Source organism: Streptomyces sp. NPDC091271, assembly GCF_044757505.1.
GTDB lineage: Bacteria > Actinomycetota > Actinomycetes > Streptomycetales > Streptomycetaceae > Streptomyces.
This window is the reverse complement of sequence record NZ_JBIVVD010000003.1, coordinates 983,604-999,545: the sequence shown is the minus strand read 5'-3', so window position 1 is coordinate 999,545 and position 15,942 is coordinate 983,604. Positions and strand designations below refer to the sequence as shown.

General features: G+C 72.4%; 15 protein-coding genes. 8 read left to right on the top strand and 7 right to left on the bottom strand.

Translation table 11 applies throughout. From position 1 onward, the window contains the following. Positions 1–41: 41 nt before the first annotated feature. Positions 42–779, bottom strand: coding sequence for a metallophosphoesterase (locus ACIQM3_RS16360; protein WP_401624381.1), 738 nt, complete (start codon positions 777–779; stop codon positions 42–44). Positions 780–878: 99 nt separating this feature from the next. Here ACIQM3_RS16360 and ACIQM3_RS16355 point away from each other — a divergent pair, with 99 nt between their 5' ends. After that, positions 879–1,490 (top strand): CGNR zinc finger domain-containing protein, encoded by a 612-nt coding sequence (locus ACIQM3_RS16355; RefSeq protein ID WP_401624379.1) that lies wholly within the window; start codon positions 879–881, stop codon positions 1,488–1,490. Here ACIQM3_RS16355 and ACIQM3_RS16350 read toward each other — a convergent pair. The 3 genes from ACIQM3_RS16350 to glnA form a co-directional block, all read right to left on the bottom strand. Next, a complete protein-coding gene (locus ACIQM3_RS16350) occupies positions 1,487–2,971 on the bottom strand; it encodes a hypothetical protein (RefSeq protein ID WP_401624274.1) in 1,485 nt (494 codons plus the stop codon). The genes ACIQM3_RS16355 and ACIQM3_RS16350 overlap by 4 nt on opposite strands. Before the next feature lie 131 nt (positions 2,972–3,102). Beyond that, the gene (locus ACIQM3_RS16345) at positions 3,103–3,390 is read right to left on the bottom strand and encodes a hypothetical protein (protein WP_401624272.1); all 288 of its coding nucleotides are present in this window, start codon (positions 3,388–3,390) and stop codon (positions 3,103–3,105) included. Between the two features lie 88 nt (positions 3,391–3,478). Continuing rightward, positions 3,479–4,840: a type I glutamate--ammonia ligase gene (glnA, locus tag ACIQM3_RS16340; RefSeq protein ID WP_014156604.1), complete on the bottom strand. Its 1,362-nt coding sequence runs from the start codon at positions 4,838–4,840 to the stop codon at positions 3,479–3,481. Between the two features lie 245 nt (positions 4,841–5,085). Here glnA and ACIQM3_RS16335 point away from each other — a divergent pair, with 245 nt between their 5' ends. From ACIQM3_RS16335 to ACIQM3_RS16315, 5 genes are all read left to right on the top strand, one after another. Then, positions 5,086–5,760 (top strand): DUF3105 domain-containing protein, encoded by a 675-nt coding sequence (locus ACIQM3_RS16335; RefSeq protein ID WP_401624270.1) that lies wholly within the window; start codon positions 5,086–5,088, stop codon positions 5,758–5,760. After that, entirely contained in the window at positions 5,757–6,437 is a 681-nt protein-coding gene (locus ACIQM3_RS16330) for a DUF305 domain-containing protein (protein WP_401624268.1), read from the top strand. The genes ACIQM3_RS16335 and ACIQM3_RS16330 overlap by 4 nt, the downstream gene beginning before the upstream one ends. 124 nt (positions 6,438–6,561) lie before the next feature. Further along, entirely contained in the window at positions 6,562–6,987 is a 426-nt protein-coding gene (locus ACIQM3_RS16325) for a CBS domain-containing protein (protein WP_401624266.1), read from the top strand. A gap of 163 nt (positions 6,988–7,150) precedes the next feature. Beyond that, positions 7,151–8,722, top strand: a complete 1,572-nt coding sequence (locus ACIQM3_RS16320) for a multicopper oxidase family protein (protein ID WP_401624264.1) — start codon at positions 7,151–7,153, stop codon at positions 8,720–8,722. 91 nt (positions 8,723–8,813) lie between these two features. Further along, positions 8,814–10,568, top strand: coding sequence for an NAD+ synthase (locus ACIQM3_RS16315; protein ID WP_401624262.1), 1,755 nt, complete (start codon positions 8,814–8,816; stop codon positions 10,566–10,568). A gap of 45 nt (positions 10,569–10,613) precedes the next feature. On the opposite strand, the gene ACIQM3_RS16310 is transcribed toward ACIQM3_RS16315, so the two are convergent. Next, positions 10,614–11,417, bottom strand: coding sequence for a hypothetical protein (locus ACIQM3_RS16310; RefSeq protein ID WP_401624260.1), 804 nt, complete (start codon positions 11,415–11,417; stop codon positions 10,614–10,616). Positions 11,418–11,646: 229 nt separating this feature from the next. Here ACIQM3_RS16310 and ACIQM3_RS16305 point away from each other — a divergent pair, with 229 nt between their 5' ends. After that, the gene (locus tag ACIQM3_RS16305) at positions 11,647–12,846 is read left to right on the top strand and encodes an MFS transporter (RefSeq protein WP_401624258.1); all 1,200 of its coding nucleotides are present in this window, start codon (positions 11,647–11,649) and stop codon (positions 12,844–12,846) included. Positions 12,847–12,849: 3 nt separating this feature from the next. Here ACIQM3_RS16305 and ACIQM3_RS16300 read toward each other — a convergent pair whose 3' ends face one another. Continuing rightward, positions 12,850–14,064, bottom strand: a complete 1,215-nt coding sequence (locus tag ACIQM3_RS16300) for an MFS transporter (protein WP_401624256.1) — start codon at positions 14,062–14,064, stop codon at positions 12,850–12,852. A gap of 171 nt (positions 14,065–14,235) precedes the next feature. Here ACIQM3_RS16300 and ACIQM3_RS16295 point away from each other — a divergent pair, with 171 nt between their 5' ends. Then, positions 14,236–14,604: a hypothetical protein gene (locus ACIQM3_RS16295; protein ID WP_401624254.1), complete on the top strand. Its 369-nt coding sequence runs from the start codon at positions 14,236–14,238 to the stop codon at positions 14,602–14,604. Here the strand turns inward: ACIQM3_RS16295 and ACIQM3_RS16290 are convergent. Continuing rightward, positions 14,570–15,766 carry a Cmx/CmrA family chloramphenicol efflux MFS transporter gene (locus tag ACIQM3_RS16290; RefSeq protein ID WP_401624252.1) on the bottom strand — a complete coding sequence of 399 codons (1,197 nt, stop codon included), beginning with the start codon at positions 15,764–15,766 and terminating at the stop codon, positions 14,570–14,572. The genes ACIQM3_RS16295 and ACIQM3_RS16290 overlap by 35 nt on opposite strands. Between the last annotated feature and the right edge of the window lie 176 nt (positions 15,767–15,942).

Genomic DNA, 15,942 nt, shown 5'->3' with positions numbered 1-15,942 from the left:
CCGCAGGCCGTCACCCACGACCCTCGGGCCGGGGTGCCTGCTCAGACCACGACGCGGAAATGCGTGGTCAGCCGGCCGTCGTCTCCGAGGACGTGGAAGGCGAGCCCGGGAGGCTGATCGCGGTCGGCGGCACCGTCGCCCTCCCACGGCATCCGCAGCGTCCAGGTGATCGCCGGCCCCACGATCAGAGGGCGCCCCGCGAAGGTGGAGGCCGCCGCCGTGTGGGCGTGCCCTGCGAGGACGGCGGCGACCTGCGGATGCGCGTCGAGCAGGCCCGCCAGGTCACCGGGGCGTTCGAGCATGCAGGAGTCGGGCAGCGGGTGGTGGAGCTCGACGGGCGGCTGATGGAAGGCGACCAAGGCCCGTGCGTCATCCGGCAGTTCGGCGAGGGTGGTGTCGATCCAGGCCAGGGTCTGCTCGTCGAGGCGCCCCTCGTCGCGTCCGGGGATGGTGGAGTCGCACATCAGGATCGCGACGCCCCCGATGTGGTGCACCCGGTTGACCGGTCCTGCGTCGGGCGACTCCCCCAGCAGGGCCTTCCGGTAGGCGGGACGCACGTCATGGTTCCCGGGGCACGGAAGGACCGGGAAGGGCGCGGCCAGGATCCGCGCGGCCTCCTCGTACTCGGCCTCCGCACCGTGGTCCGCGATGTCCCCGGTGACCAGCACTGCGTCGACGGGGCGGGGCAGGGCCCGCAGGTGGTCCATGACGCGCACGGCGCGTCGGGTCGCCCTCTCGCTGCCGTCCAGATGCAGGTCGCTGATCTGCGCGAGCAACACGGCCACGTCTCCCCCTAATGGTTATTCCCAGTTATCCGTTAGGGACCCTAGAGTGTGCGTGCCATCTCGATCAACAGGTACGGGCAGGAGCGGGACCGCATGGAGCGCTGGGCGGCACTGGAGCTGGCGAGCACGATCCGCCACGACGGCGAGGGCGGCGTGGCGGACGATCTGGCTACCGTCCAGGGTCTGAAGGACTGGCTCCGCCGGCAGCAGGCGCTGCTGGACGGCCACACCCCCGCCGACGAGGGGACGGTGGACGAGGACCTCAGGGTCCGCGTCGTCGAGGTACGGCGCGCGGTGCGCGCGCTGTTCGCCCGCGCGGTCAGCCCCGCGCGCCCCAGCCCCCCGGACGCCCACCGGCTGATGCCGGCCGACCGTGCGGTGACGCACCTGAACGCGACGGCCGCACTCGTGCCGGTGGTCCCCCAGCTGGACTGGCCGCCCGAAGGCTCCCCTGATGTACGCCTGTCGGCCACGCGGGACGACCCGCACGCCCTGCTCCTCGCGGCCCTCGCACGGGCGGCGGTCGAGTTCCTCGGCGGCCCACGGCGCGAACAGCTGCGCGCCTGCACGGCGCCTCGGTGCGTCCGCTACTTCGTGAAGGGCCACGGCCGCCAGGAGTGGTGCAAGCCCTCCTGCGGCAATCGCGCCCGCGCGGCCCGCCACTACGACCGCCACCACCGGGCGCAGGGCGGAACGGCTGCCTAGTTCCGGACGACGCCCGCGACATCGAGCAGCCGGTGCATGAGCCCGGCGGGCAGTGCGGGGTTGCCGGCCGCCGAGCGTGGCAGGCCGTCTGCGCCGAGCAGTTCGACGAGCCTGGAGTGCGGAAGGCGGGGGTCGGCCGCCGCGTGGCGGCACACCATGTCCTCCTCGTCGTACGAGAGCCGGTCCACGAGCTCCGGCTCCGCCTCCGGGTCGAAGAGGGCCGCGTACCGCAGCCGGTAGTTCGGGTCGTCCGCGAACCGGGCCAGGCCGGGGCGCGCGAAGTTGCGGCGATACGCCAGCCTTCCCCAGCTGAGCCCGCGCCAGTCGGCGAACATCTCCACCAGCAGCTCGTGCGGGGCGTGGTCGTTCTCGCAGAGCATCAGCCTGACGAAGTAGTCGTCATCGGCCGCCAGCCGCTCGACCACATCGGCGGGCAGCTCCGGTGCGCACGTGACGCCTCGGCGTAGCAGGACGTGGCCGGAGGCCGCGATCTCCCGCAGCGCGTCCGGGTCGCCGAAGCGCTCCTCCACCCAGGGCGGCACCGGTGCGCGGCCCAGGGGCACGGTGTAGTCGATCGCCGCCCGCTGCGCCTCGGTCACATCCGGGCGGAGGGACACCGTGAGACGGACGAAGGGCTCGGGGTCGGCGGCCAGCCCGAGAGCGAGGGCGGTGGGCACATGTGGGTTGCGGGCGACCCCTATACGCAGCGAACTGTCCTCGTGGGCCGCGAGGAGCTCGGCCAGGGCCGTCTCGACGGGCGCGGTGGACGCGGCGTCACGGCGACGGCGTTCGTCCGGCTCTGCGAGAAAGCCCTCGACGGTCGTCGGCAGGGGTACATCGACGTGCGTGGCGCGTGCGACCGCCTCGCGCACCAGCGGATCGGGGTCGGCCTCGGCCGCGGCCCGGACCTCCGGGCGCAGCCGGGGCCAGCTCCAGGAGCCGATGGCGGCGGCTCGGACGCGGGGGTCGGGATCCTCGGCCAGCACGAGCCGCGCCTGATCGGGCAGACCCCGCAGCCCTGCGGCCCAGTACCGCATCCGGGCCTCCGGGCCGGTGGCGAGGCGCACGGTCAGCTCGGCCGGCAGCTCGACGCCGAACTCGCACGCCGTCATCGCCGCGATGCGCCGCACTCTCGGTTCCGGGTCCTCGACCAGCACGGCGAGCACAGCCGACGGCGCGGAGCGGTTCTCGGCCAGCATCGCGCGGACCCGCGGGCCGGGGTGCGCGACGGCGGCCCGCGCCGCCTGGGGCGGCAGCCGGTAGTAGGGCAGCCAGTGCCGGGCCTCGGGCAGCGGGTCGACCGTGAACACACGCCGCAGCACCTCGTCCGGGGCCGCGCGGTTCATGGCGAGCCCCAGGATCCACTCCGCGTGGAGATCGCTGTCGGCTTCGAGCAGCCGGAGGGCATCGACGCGGTCCGCTTCCGACGCCTCCGGCATCCCGAACGCGACCCGTGCCGGCTGATCACCTTTGTGCACCATGGAGCGATCTTCTCAAGGGCGCGTACGGATGGATCCACGATGCCCGCCAAGCCCCGCACAGCCACCGTCCCCGGCCCCTGCGGAGGCGCGACCCTGAGCCGCTTGGCCACGGCCGCCCCGCCGAGAACCGGTCACAACCCCCGAAGCGCCTCGCGGAGATCGTCGTAGATGCTCCAGCAGATGATGCTGCCGTCGTCGTTCAGGCTGCCCATGTACCAGAGTTCGTCGTCCACGGCCTTGACGATGCAGAGTCCGTGGAAGCCCAGGACGATCTCCGGGTGAAGCCGCAGGTCCGGTACGGGCCAACTCGTCATCACCGTACGCTCGATGTCGAGGGGCGTGGCTTCCCGGTCGCCGGAGACGTCCCGGATCTCCTCCAGTGTCCAGCCCGCCGGCAGCCGCTTGCCCATAGTCGTCATGCGCCACAGTCTCTCCCGGCCACCGTACGGTTTCGGGCCGACGGTGTGCCACCGCCGGCCCGAAGTCACTTACGTACGACGGGTTCCGCTACAGCACCGGCAGCAGGTTCTTCAGCTCGAAGGCCGTGACCTCGCTGCGGTACTCCTCCCACTCCTGCTTCTTGTTGCGCAGGAAGAAGTCGAAGACGTGCTCGCCCAGCGTCTCGGCGACCAGCTCGCTCTTCTCCATCAGCGAGATCGCCTCGCCCAGGTTCTGCGGCAGCGGCTCGATGCCCATCGCGCGGCGTTCCGAGTCGGAGAGGGCCCAGACGTCGTCGTCCGCGCCGGCCGGGAGTTCGTAGCCCTCCTCGATGCCCTTGAGGCCCGCGGCGAGCAGCACCGCGTACGTCAGGTAGGGGTTGGCACCGGAGTCGATGGAGCGGACCTCGACGCGGGCCGAGCCGGTCTTGCCGGGCTTGTACATCGGGACGCGGATCAGCGCGGAGCGGTTGTTGTGGCCCCAGCAGATGTACGAGGGGGCCTCGCCGCCGGCGCCCGCGGAGCGGCTGGAGCCGCCCCAGATGCGCTTGTACGAGTTGACCCACTGGTTGGTCACGGCGGAGATCTCCGCGGCGTGCTTGAGCAGCCCCGCGATGAAGGAGCGGCCCACCTTCGACAGCTGGTACTCGGCGCCCGACTCGTAGAAGGCGTTGCGGTCACCCTCGAAGAGGGAGAGGTGCGTGTGCATGCCCGAGCCCGGGTACTCCGAGAACGGCTTCGGCATGAAGGTGGCCTGCACGCCCTGCTCCAGCGCGACCTGCTTCATGACCAGGCGGAAGGTCATGATGTTGTCTGCGGTGGAGAGCGCGTCGGCGTACCGCAGGTCGATCTCCTGCTGGCCGGGGGCTCCCTCGTGGTGGCTGAACTCGACGGAGATACCCATCGATTCGAGCATGGTGATCGCCTGGCGGCGGAAGTCCATGCCGACGTTCTGCGGGGTGTGGTCGAAGTAGCCGGAGCTGTCGGCCGGGGTGGGGCGGCTGCCGTCGACCGGCTTGTTCTTCAGCAGGAAGAACTCGATCTCCGGGTGGGTGTAGAAGGTGAAGCCCAGGTCGGAGGTCTTCGCGAGGATCCGCTTGAGGACGAAGCGCGGGTCCGCGAACGACGGCGAGCCGTCCGGCATCAGGATGTCGCAGAACATCCGGGCGGTCCCGGGGGCCTCGGCGCGCCACGGAAGGATCTGGAACGTGCCGGGGTCCGGCTTGGCGATCATGTCCGATTCGTATACACGGGCGAAGCCCTCGATCGCGGAGCCGTCGAAGCCGATGCCCTCGTCAAAGGCCTGTTCGAGCTCGGCCGGGGCCACGGCGACGGACTTGAGGTAACCGAGAACATCGGTGAACCACAGCCGTACGAAGCGGATGTCGCGCTCCTCAAGCGTCCTGAGGACGAATTCCTGCTGCTTGTCCATAGCCACATCCTTGCAGTTCAGACGGTCCGTGCACCACCGCCCGGGGTAGGGGAGACACCTCAGTATCACGACCCGGGATTTCACCCAGATTACGCACACGGTGTGAGAGAGAGCACGCGGCCACCCACTACGATCGGCGCCCATGGTGTGCAAGGGCTGTAGCCGCTCGGCCACGGCCCGCCACGGCCAGGTTTTCCCGTTCCGCCCCCGTCCCTCCCGACCCCTTGGCAGAAGGACCTGACGTCATGAGCTTCGACCGCAGGAACCGCATAGAGCAGATGCGCAGTGCCGACCGCGCGCGCGACCGCCGCAACCGGGTCGTCGCCATAGGCGTGAGTGCCGTCGTGGTCGCCGGCCTGCTGGGTTTCGGCTCGTACATGCTCCTGGAGAAGTCCGAGGCGAAGGAGAAGACCGAGGAGACCCAGGCGCAGGACTCGAAGCAGACCGAGCAGGAGAAGAAGGAGCTCGCCGCCGGACCGATCGCGGGCGAGAAGACGTGGGACGCGGCGAAGCTGGGCCGTGACCACGTCACCACCGACGTGGAGTACCCCATGGAGCCGCCCGTCGGCGGGAACCACAATCCGGCCTGGCTGAACTGCGACGGCGTCGTATACGAAAAGGCCGTCCCGAACGTCAACGCCGTGCACGCCCTGGAGCACGGCTCGGTCTGGGTGACGTACAACGGGAAGGCGGCCGGGGACGACGTCACCGAGCTCGCGTCCCGCGTCAAGAGCACTCCTTACTCCCTGATGTCCCCGTACGAGGGCCAGGCCGGGGCGATCATGCTGAGCGCCTGGGGCAAGCAGGTCACGGTGGACAGCGCCGACGACCCCCGGGTGGCCGCCTTCTTCGCGAAGTACGTACAGGGCGCGCAGACGCCCGAGCCGGGCGCGCCCTGCACCGGCGGGGTCGACGGGTGAGCCCGTCGCGCAACCGGCGTACGCAGTGGGTCGCGGGGTCCGCCGTGGCCCTCGCCCTGCTGTTCGCCGGCGCGGCGACGGTCGCCTCCGCACGGGGAGACGCGGAGACCCCCGGGCCCCGCACGCCCTCGGCGCGGTCCGCGGACGCGGGTTTCGCGCGGGACATGGCCGTCCACCATCAGCAGGCCGTGGAGATGTCGTTCATCGCGCGGGACGCGACGGGGGACGAGGACGTACGGCGTCTCGCGTACGACATCGCCAACACGCAGGCCAACCAGCGGGGGATGCTGCTCGGCTGGCTCGATCTGTGGGAGCTGCCGAAGACGGCGCCCGACGGGCAGGGGCCGATGGCCTGGATGCCGGACGGCGGCCACAGCGGCCACGACATGGACGGTATGGCGGGCATGGATCACGACGGCGCCCTCATGCCCGGCATGGCGACCAGGACCGAGCTCGACCGGCTCCGGGCTGCCCGTGGAAAGCAGGCCGAGGTCCTCTTCCTGCAGCTGATGACCGACCACCACGAGGGCGGCGTCGCGATGGCCCGTGGCTGCGCCGAGCGGTGCACCGTGCCCGTGGAGAAGCGCCTGGCCCAGGGCATGGTCGAGGCCCAGCAGTCCGAGCTGGACCGGATGGCGGACATGCTCGCGGCGCGCGGGGCAGCACCCCGTCCCTGAGCGCGGGACCGGCTCGGCGTACGCCCGAACGGGTGACAGCGTTCGCGTACGCCGGGCGGGCCCGCCATGGTGGAAGGACTCGGGGACGTACAGCAGTGCCCATCGGCACGCAGGAGGCAACCCCATGACCACGGCCAAGGACATCATGCACACCGGGGCCCACTGGATCCCCGCCCACGAGACGCTCGACCGCGCCGCCCAGATGATGCGTGACCACAAGGTGGGGGCGCTCCCCGTCTCCGCCAACGGTGAGCAGGACCGGATGGTCGGGATCATCACCGACCGCGACATCGTGATCGGGTGCGTGGCGTCGGGGCACGATCCGTCGAAGGTGACGGCGGGCGAACTCTGCGAGGGCACCCCGCGCTGGATCGAGTCGTCGGCGGACGTCGACGCGGTGCTGGAGGAGATGCAGAGCCACCGCATCCGCCGGCTCCCGGTGATCGAGGACAAGAAGCTGATCGGCATGATCAGCGAGGCCGATCTGGCGCTCCACCTCTCGGACGAGCAGGTCGCCGGCTGGGCGGAGATGGTCTACGCCCGCGCCTGACGCCCAGCCCTCGGTGGCGTACGCACCCGCCCCGCACACGCCCGCCGGCCCGGCCCCCTCACCTGCGTGAGGAGCGCCGGGCCCTCGGGTGTCGGGGCGGCGGGCTCGGGGCATCGGGTGTCGGGGCGGCACGCTTATACCCGCCAGGGGTACGGTGCGCAATATGTCTGAAATGCCCACTCGTCGCGCCGTGCTCGGCGCAGGTATCGCCCTCGCGGGAACAGCAGGCCTCGCCTCCCAGGCCGTCGCGTCCCCGGCCCGCACCTCGCCCGTCCGCGGCGCCCCCTCCCCCACGCGCGCCGCGGAGCAGTACGTCACGCCCGACGGCCCGGAGGTGGTGGACGCCGAGACCCGGCGGGGCGCGGGGCCCCTGCGGAAGGTCTCGCTCACCGCCGCCGCGTCCCGCTTCGAACTGGGCGACGGCCTCACCGTCCCCACCTGGGCGTACGGGGACCGGCTGCCCGGTGAGGCGATCCGGGTCACGGCGGGCGACACCCTGGAGCTGGCCCTGGCCAACCATCTGACGCAGTCCACCACGATGCACTGGCACGGCCTCTCGATCCGCAACGACATGGACGGGGTGCCGGGTCTGACGCAGCAGCCCGTCAAGCCGGGCGCCGAGTTCACCTACCGCTTCGCGGTCACCCGCCCGGGGACCCACTGGATCCACCCGCACTCCGGGGTCCAGCTCGACCGGGGGCTGTACGCGCCGCTGATCGTCGACGACCCGAAGGAGCCGCTCGCGTACGACAAGGAGTGGATCGTCGTCCTCGACGACTGGCTCGACGGCGTGGACGGCTCCACCCCCGACGCGGTCCTCGACGAGCTCACCAAGGGGCGGGGCGGCAGCCACGACGCGGCCGGTCACGACAAGGCGGCCGCCGCCGAGGACGAGGGCCCCTCCCGCCTGCTGAAGGGAACGGACAGCGAACTGCTCGGCGGCCACGCGGGGGATGTCGACTACCCCCACTATCTGGTCAACGGCCGCAGGGCACAGGCGCCTTCGGTCTTCGAGGCGCGGCCCGGCGACCGCATCCGGCTGCGCGTCATCAACGCCGGCGGGGACACCGCGTTCCGGCTCGCGCTCGGCGGCCACCGGATGACCGTGACGCACACGGACGGCTTCCCTGTGCGGCACACCGGAACGGATGCCCTGCTGCTCGGCATGGGCGAGCGGTACGACGTGCTGGTGACGGCCGGGGACGGGGTGTTCCCGCTGACCGCCCTCGCCGAGGGCAAGGGTGCGGCGGCCCTGGCCGTGCTGCGGACGGGGGCGGGAGCGACACCCCCGGCCACCGTGCGGCCCGACGAGCTGAAGGGCGAGCTGATCACGGCCGACCGGCTGGCTCCGGACGAATCGGTGGCACTGGCGGAGCGTGAACCCGACCGGACCGTGCGGATGACGCTCACGGGCTCGATGGCGGCGTACGACTGGGGCTTCGACGGCAAACGCTACGACCCTGCGGCGCGGCGGCCCGTCCGGGCCGGGGAGCGGGTGCGCCTGGTCTTCACCAACCGCACCTCGATGTGGCACCCCCTCCACCTCCACGGCCACACGTTCGCGCTGGCCGGCGGGGCCGCACTCGGAGCCCGTAAGGACACCGCCGCGATCCTGCCCGGGCGCTCGCTGACGGTCGACTTCGACGCGGACAACCCGGGGCTGTGGATGCTGCACTGCCACAACGTCTACCACGCCGAGGCGGGGATGATGACGGTCCTCGGCTACCTTCGCTGAGCCGCCCGGCCAGGCGCCGTCCGGAGGCGGTCCGCCGCCTCCGGACGGGAAGGCCAGGACATCGCGTCAGTCAGACGATTACACTGGCGGGGTGCCTCAACTACGTCTCGCACTCAATCAGATCGACGCGACCGTCGGAGACCTCGCCGGCAACTCCGAGTCGATCGTCCACTGGACCCGGCACGCCGCCGAGCAGGGCGCCCACCTGGTGGCGTTCCCCGAGATGGTGCTGACCGGCTACCCCGTCGAGGACCTGGCCCTGCGGTCGTCCTTCGTCGAGGCCTCGCGGAAGGCGCTGCGCGCGCTCGCCGCCCGCCTCGCCGACGAGGGCTTCGGGGAGGTGCCGGTCGTCGTCGGCTATCTCGACCGCTCGGAGCACGCCGCGGCACGCTACGGCCAGCCCGCGGGGTCCCCGCGCAACGCCGCCGCGGTGCTGCACCGCGGGCAGGTCGCGCTGAACTTCGCCAAGCACCACCTGCCCAACTACGGCGTCTTCGACGAGTTCCGGTACTTCGTGCCGGGCGACTCGATGCCCGTCGTGCGGGTGCACGGCATCGACGTGGCGCTCGCGATCTGCGAGGACCTCTGGCAGGACGGCGGCCGCGTCCCCGCCGCGCGCGCCGCGGGGGCCGGGCTGCTGCTGTCCATCAACGCCTCACCGTACGAGCGCGACAAGGACGACACCCGGCTGGAGCTGGTCCGCACGCGGGCGCGGCAGGCCGGATGCACGACGGCGTACCTGGCGATGATCGGCGGCCAGGACGAGCTGGTCTTCGACGGGGACTCCATCGTCGTCGACAAGGACGGCGAAGTCATCGCCCGCGCACCCCAGTTCGCCGAGGGCAGTGTGATCCTCGACCTGGACCTTCCGGCCGCCGCGGCGGAGGCTCCGTCGGGGGTCGTGAACGACGGGCTGCGGATCGACCACGTGGTGCTCAGCGAGAAGCCGCTGCCCGCCTACGAGCCGGAGCTGGCCGGCGGGTACTCGGAGCGGCTCGACGACGAGGAGGAGCTGTACTCGGCGCTGGTCGTGGGCCTGCGCGCGTACGCCGCGAAGAACGGATTCAGCAGCGTCCTGGTCGGGCTCTCGGGCGGCATCGACTCGGCGCTCGTCGCGGCGATCGCCTGTGACGCGCTGGGGGCTCAGCGCGTGTACGGCATCTCGATGCCGTCGAAGTACTCCTCGGACCACTCCAAGGGCGACGCGGCGGAACTGGCCCGGCGTACGGGGCTGAACTTCCGCACCGTGCCGATCGAGCCGATGTTCGACGCGTACATGGGGTCGCTGGGGCTCACCGGTCTCGCCGAGGAGAACCTCCAGTCGCGGCTGCGCGGCACGATGCTGATGGCCGTCTCCAACCAGGAGGGCCAGATCGTGCTGGCGCCGGGCAACAAGTCGGAGCTGGCGGTGGGGTATTCCACGCTGTACGGGGACTCCGTCGGCGCGTACGGGCCGATCAAGGACGTGTACAAGACGTCGGTCTTCCGCCTCGCGAGGTGGCGCAACCGCGCCGCCGAGGAGCGCGGGCAGACCCCGCCCATCCCGGAGGCGTCCATCACCAAGCCGCCGAGCGCCGAACTGCGCCCGGACCAGGTGGACACCGACTCGCTGCCGGACTACGACGTGCTGGACCGGATCCTGGAGCTGTACGTCGACCGGGACCAGGGCCGGGAGGCGATCGTGGCGGCCGGGTTCGACGAGGCGCTGGTGACGAAGACGCTGCGGATGGTGGACACGGCGGAGTACAAGCGGCGGCAGTACCCGCCGGGCACGAAGATCTCGCCGAAGGGCTTCGGCAAGGACCGCCGGCTGCCGATCACCAACCGCTGGCGCGAGTCGGGCTGAGGCTGGGGGCCGAGGGTGTGCGGGGCGGGCGGCCTCCGTGGCGGCTCAGCGGAGCAGGGCGCCCCGCAGGGTGATGCCGTGCCGCGTGCGCAGCCGCCGCAGCTCCCACAGCGCCAAGGCGGTGACGGACAGCGGGCCTCCCAGGGTGAGAGCCAGCCGCACGGCGAACGGCACACTCCCGTAGGCGCCCTGGAAGATGTCGAAGAGCGCGACCTCCCAGACGAGCAGCGTCGCGAGCAGCGGGGGGACCGTCTCGTGGAGGTCCGCCGTCCGGAAGACGTGCACGAGCGACTGCGCGATGCCGTAGAGCACGAAGGGGGCGAGCCACAACAGCCAGGCGCCCAGGGCGAACAGCAGCACGACCCGCTCCGGCGACGCCGTCCAGTCCGTCTCCTCGGTGACGAGGCCCAGCCCGGTGATCAGTCTCGGCGCGGCGAGAGCGACGAACAGCGCGAGCAGCGCTCCGGCGGGCTTGGCCACGCGGCGCAGGAACAGGCCCCGGTTGGGCGGGCGGGCCGCCGCGATGAATACGGCGACGGCGACCGGGAAGGTCACCGCCAGCACGATGAGGGTGGTGCGGATCTGGGCGAAGCGGTCGTCCACCACGGCGTCGGCGTCCGATGCCAGACCGTAGGACACCAGCATCCACACGATGGCACCCATGCCGAGGACCGTCCGCAGGATCTGCGCCTTCTTCACCGCCGGGTCGTGCACACGGTCCGGCCGGGACGGCGTGAACACGGCGCGGCCCACAGCGATCGGATTGAAGAGACGTCCGAAGGTCAGCCGGCGCGCCGGCTGTCCACCCCCGTACGGATTCCACGGCGCTCCGCCCCCGTTTGCGCTCATCCCCCGGCCTTCCTGTCGCCAGCTTGTGGACCTCACCAGGAGAATACGCACGTCTGGGGGCGTGAAACCGCCTCTGTTCCGCTGCAGTTGCGCTGCGGTCGTGTACCGAAGGCGACCGGTGATGCCTAAGGCATCTGCCCGATGCGGCCGCACCACCTCAGTCACCAGCATGGCCAGGAGCGCGCCCCGGCCGGGAGCGCGGGTCAGCAGGGTGCGGGGGGGGTGGACGGTGGCATCGGTCGCGGTGGTACGGGATCGCACGGCCCGGCTCTGTCTCACGGGTCTGCTCGTGTCCGGGTTCGGCACGTCGGCGATGTGGCTGACCGCGGGCATCTGGGTCAAGTCGCTCACCGGGTCGGACAGTCTGGCCGCCCTGACGGTGTGCGCGATGTGGGCACCGGTCCTCGTGGGCCCCTCCCTCGGGGCGGTGGCGGACCTGGTGCCCCGCAGGCTCCTGCTGGTCACGGTGAACCTGGCGATGGCGGTGTTGATGGCCTCGCTGCTCCTCGTCGGCCCGGACCACCGGATCGGTGCGCTCTTCGCGGTCCTGCTCGTCTACGGCGCGAGCGGCGTGCTCCTGGACGCGGCGGAGGCCGCACTGGTGGCCCGGGCGGTCGACGTCCGGCTGCTGGGCGACTTCAACGGGCTGCGTACGACGGCGAACGAGGGCATGAAGCTGCTGGCACCTCTCGCGGGCGCCGGGCTGTTCGCGCGGTACGGCGCGGTCCCCGTGGTCGTCCTGGACGCGGTGACGTTCGCCCTGGCGGCGCTGGTCTTCGCGCGGCTGCGGGTGCGGGAACCGGCCGGGGCGGCCCGGAAGAGGGCACGCCGGGGCGGTACGGCGGCGGGCATACGGCTGCTGCGCGGCTCGGCGGCCCTCCGGCCGCTGGTGTACGCCGGAGCGCTGACGATGCTGCTGGCGGGGCTCAACGGCGCGGCGGTGTACGCCGTCGTCGAGACGCTCGGCCGTCCGCCGGCGTACGCCGGAGTGCTGTACGCCTTCCAGGGCGCGGGCTCCGTGGCCGTCGGGCTGCTGGCCGGGCCCCTGCTGCGCCGGATGCCTGAGCGGGGCTTCGCGGGGGCGGGGATCGCGGTCTTCGCGGTGGGCGTGGGCGCGCGGGCGCTGGGCGGTGACGCGGTGGCCCTCGCGGCGAGCGCGGCGATCGGAGCCGGGCTGCCCTGTGTGCTGATCGCCGCGATGACGGCGGTGCAGCGGGAGACCCCGGACGCGGTGCTGGGCCGCACGGCCGCGGCTGCCAACTCGCTGATGATGGTGCCGAACGCGCTGGCGCTGGCGGGTGGCGCGGGGCTGGTCGCCGTGGTGGACGTCCGGCTGCTGCTCGCGCTGACAGGGCTCGCGGGGCTGGTCACGGCAGCCCGGCTGGGCTCCGGCCGGCGCGTGTCCCGCGCCGGCCCGGAACCGTCGTAGCCCTCAGGAGGAGTGCGTCTCCACCGACTCGCGCGCCTCGGCGCGGGCGCCGGACGCCACCACGCGCGAGGTGCCCGGGGCCCGGTCGAGGAAGCCCGCCGTGACCGCCACGGCGAGACCCGCCACGGCCAGCACCGCGCCGACCAGGGCCGGAGAGGTCCAGCCCCAGCCCGCCGCGATGGCGACCCCGCCGAGCCAGGCGCCGCCCGCGTTGGCGAGGTTGAAGGCCGAGTGGTTGGAGGCGGACGCGAGCGTGGGGGCGTCCTTCGCCTTGTTCATCACCAGCATCTGCAGCGGTGTGGTCGTCATGAAACCGACGCCGCCGAGCAGCACCACCATGACCAGCGCGGCCCACTGCACGTGCACGGTGAAGGGGAACACGACGAGGACGACGGCCAGGGCGCCCAGCGAGCCGTAGAGGGTGGGACGCAGCGCCCGGTCGGTCAGCGGCCCTGCCGCCAGTGCGCCGAGGGTCATCCCGATACCGAAGAGGGCGAGGACGAGCGTCACGGAGGACTCGCCGAAGCCCATCGCCTCGGTCGTCATGGACGAGAGGTAGGAGTAGACGGCGAAGACGCCCGCGAAGCCGAGGACGGCGGTGAGCAGGCCGAGGATGACCTGCCGGTTGCCGAGCGCGCTCAGTTCACGGCGTACGTTCTGGTGCGCCTCGACGGGGATCTGCGGGACGAGGCGGGCGAGGGCGGCCATCGCGGCCAGCCCGATCACGGCGACCACCATGAACGTGGCACGCCAGCCGAGGTGCTGTCCCAGCAGGGTGGCGGCGGGCACGCCGACGATGTTGGCCACGGTCAGGCCGAGGAACATCGTGGCGACGGCGCGCGCCTGGCGCCCGTCCGGCACGAGGCGTGCGGCGACGACCGCGCCGACCCCGAAGAAGGCGCCGTGCGGCAGCCCGGCCAGGAACCGGCCGGCCAGCAGCCAGCCGAAGTCGGGGGCGAAGGCGGAAGCGAGGTTGCCTACGGTGAAGACGGCCATCAGCAGGAGGAGCATCCGCTTACGCGGGATCCTGGAGCCGAGACCGGTGAGCAGCGGGGCACCGAGGACGACGCCGATCGCGTACGCCGAGACGAGGTAACCGGCGGTGGGTACGGACGTTCCCAGATCGTCCGCGACGTTGGGCAGCAGCCCCATCATCACGAACTCGGTGGTGCCGATGCCGAAGGCGCTCACAGCGAGGGCGAGCAGGGCCAGGGGCATGGAGAAGACCTTTCGGGCAGGGTGACCACGCGGGCCGTGCGGCGGCCGGGTGGCGGGCGGTATGTGCGGGAGCGTCGGCTTCGTTGCCGGGACGGGTTATGTACCCCGTCGGAACAAAGTCTCTCAGACGTTTTATGCCCGGACGTGAACATGCCGTTGCGTCGGGGTGTGATGTCTGCGTCACTCACCGGCGCCGGCCGCCACCCGCCCGCCACCCATGCCGGCCGGGCATCCGCAGATCCCGCCCCTCACACCCCGCCGGGGAACGCGTACCGCACGTCCGTCAGGCGCTCCGACAGCTCCCAGAGCCGGCGGCCCGTCGCCGGGCCGGCCGACGCCGGTGAGGCGGAGTTGGCGCGGCGCGAGGGATCCGGTGCGGAGGCCGGCCTGGCTGCACAGCTGGCCGCCGGGACGGCCCTGGTCGCCTTCAACACGGTGCTTCGGAGCTGGTGCGACGGCGACGGAGCGGAGGACCCGGCCGCTCTCACCGACCGGGCCTTCGCCGTCATCGCTCCGGCGCTGGACCCCTCCGGGCGCTGAGGGCTCCCCGTACGGCGTCCGACGACAGCGACAGCACCCCCGCACCCGCGAGCGCCAGGCACATCAGCAGGGCGCTCACCCAGACCGGGGCGCGGAAGCCGAAGCCCGCGCCGAGGGCCAGGCCGCCCAGCCAGGGGCCGGCCGCGGCGCCCACGTTGAAGGCCGCCGTGGCGAAGGAGCCGGCCAGCGTCGGGGCGTCGGGAGCCAGGTGGAAGACCCGGGTGATCAGCGTCGTTCCCGTACCGAAGGCGAGCGCCCCCTGGAGCAGGACGAGGGTGAGGGCCGCCGCCGGGTGGGCCGCGGTCAGGGCCAGCGCTGCCCAGCCGGCGGCCAGAGCCGTCATACCGAGCCCGATGACCGCGTGCGGGCGGGCGTCGGCCAGGCGCCCGGCCAGGGTGACACCGGCGAACGAGCCGACGCCGAACAGCGCGAGCACCACGGGCACCCGGCCCGCGCCGAAGCCGGTGACCCGGGTGACCAGCGGCTCCAGGTAGGAGAAGGTGCAGAAGGTCGCCCCCTGCACGAGCGCCATCACCAACAGGGTCAGCAGCAGCCGGGGCCGGGCCAGGGCGCGCAGTTCGCTCCGCGCGCTCACCTGCCGCGGTGCGTCGTCGGGCCGGCCGCCCGGGACGGCCGCCAGCAACGCGCCGGCGGCCGGTACGGAGACGAGGGCCACGGCCCAGAACGCCGAGCGCCAGCCCCACAGTTCACCGAGCGCCGCCCCCGCCGGCACACCCACCACGCACGCGACGGTGACCCCGCCCACGACCACGGCGGTGGCCCGCGCCCGCCGGTGCGGGCCGGCCATGGCCAGTGCGGTGACGAGAGCCACCGCCCAGAAACCGGCATTGGCCAGCGCCCCCGCGACCCGGGTGGCGAGCAGCACCCCGTAACTGGAGGTCAGCGCGCCGACGACATGGGTGGCGACGAAGACGCCGAGGAAGAAGAGCAGGGCCCGGCGCCGGGGCCAGCCCCGGCCGGCGAGCGCGGTGAGCGGCGCGCCGACCACCATCCCGACCGCGAAGGCCGAGGTCAGCAGCCCGGCGGCGCCGAGCGAGACGTGCAGGTCACCGGCGATGCCCGAGAGCAGGCCGGAGAGCATGAACTCCGAGGTGCCCTGGGCGAAGACCGCCAGCCCGAGGACGTAGACAGCGAATGGCATGAGAAGGGAACCCCTTGTACGGAACCGTCGGAGGAACGAGCGGTGTGCAGGGGGATGCGGGCCGCGCCCGTCGTCACGCGCTCAGGCGCGAGGACGGCGACACGGTGGAATGTCCGGTGTTCCTACGGGACATGAGAGCCGGCCCACACCGCCGCGGACGATCCGGCGGTGGTCGA

Excerpts from the sequence above, each read along its gene's own strand:
- ACIQM3_RS16355 (WP_401624379.1), top strand. The coding sequence starts at position 879 with ATGGAGCGCTGGGCGGCACTGGAGCTGGCGAGCACGATCCGCCACGAC.
- ACIQM3_RS16350 (WP_401624274.1), bottom strand. The coding sequence starts at position 2,971 with ATGGTGCACAAAGGTGATCAGCCGGCACGGGTCGCGTTCGGGATGCCG.
- ACIQM3_RS16345 (WP_401624272.1), bottom strand. The coding sequence starts at position 3,390 with ATGACGACTATGGGCAAGCGGCTGCCGGCGGGCTGGACACTGGAGGAG.
- glnA (WP_014156604.1), bottom strand. The coding sequence starts at position 4,840 with ATGGACAAGCAGCAGGAATTCGTCCTCAGGACGCTTGAGGAGCGCGAC.
- ACIQM3_RS16335 (WP_401624270.1), top strand. The coding sequence starts at position 5,086 with ATGAGCTTCGACCGCAGGAACCGCATAGAGCAGATGCGCAGTGCCGAC.
- ACIQM3_RS16325 (WP_401624266.1), top strand. The coding sequence starts at position 6,562 with ATGACCACGGCCAAGGACATCATGCACACCGGGGCCCACTGGATCCCC.
- ACIQM3_RS16320 (WP_401624264.1), top strand. The coding sequence starts at position 7,151 with ATGTCTGAAATGCCCACTCGTCGCGCCGTGCTCGGCGCAGGTATCGCC.
- ACIQM3_RS16310 (WP_401624260.1), bottom strand. The coding sequence starts at position 11,417 with ATGAGCGCAAACGGGGGCGGAGCGCCGTGGAATCCGTACGGGGGTGGA.
- ACIQM3_RS16300 (WP_401624256.1), bottom strand. The coding sequence starts at position 14,064 with ATGCCCCTGGCCCTGCTCGCCCTCGCTGTGAGCGCCTTCGGCATCGGC.
- ACIQM3_RS16295 (WP_401624254.1), top strand. The coding sequence starts at position 14,236 with ATGTCTGCGTCACTCACCGGCGCCGGCCGCCACCCGCCCGCCACCCAT.
- ACIQM3_RS16290 (WP_401624252.1), bottom strand. The coding sequence starts at position 15,766 with ATGCCATTCGCTGTCTACGTCCTCGGGCTGGCGGTCTTCGCCCAGGGC.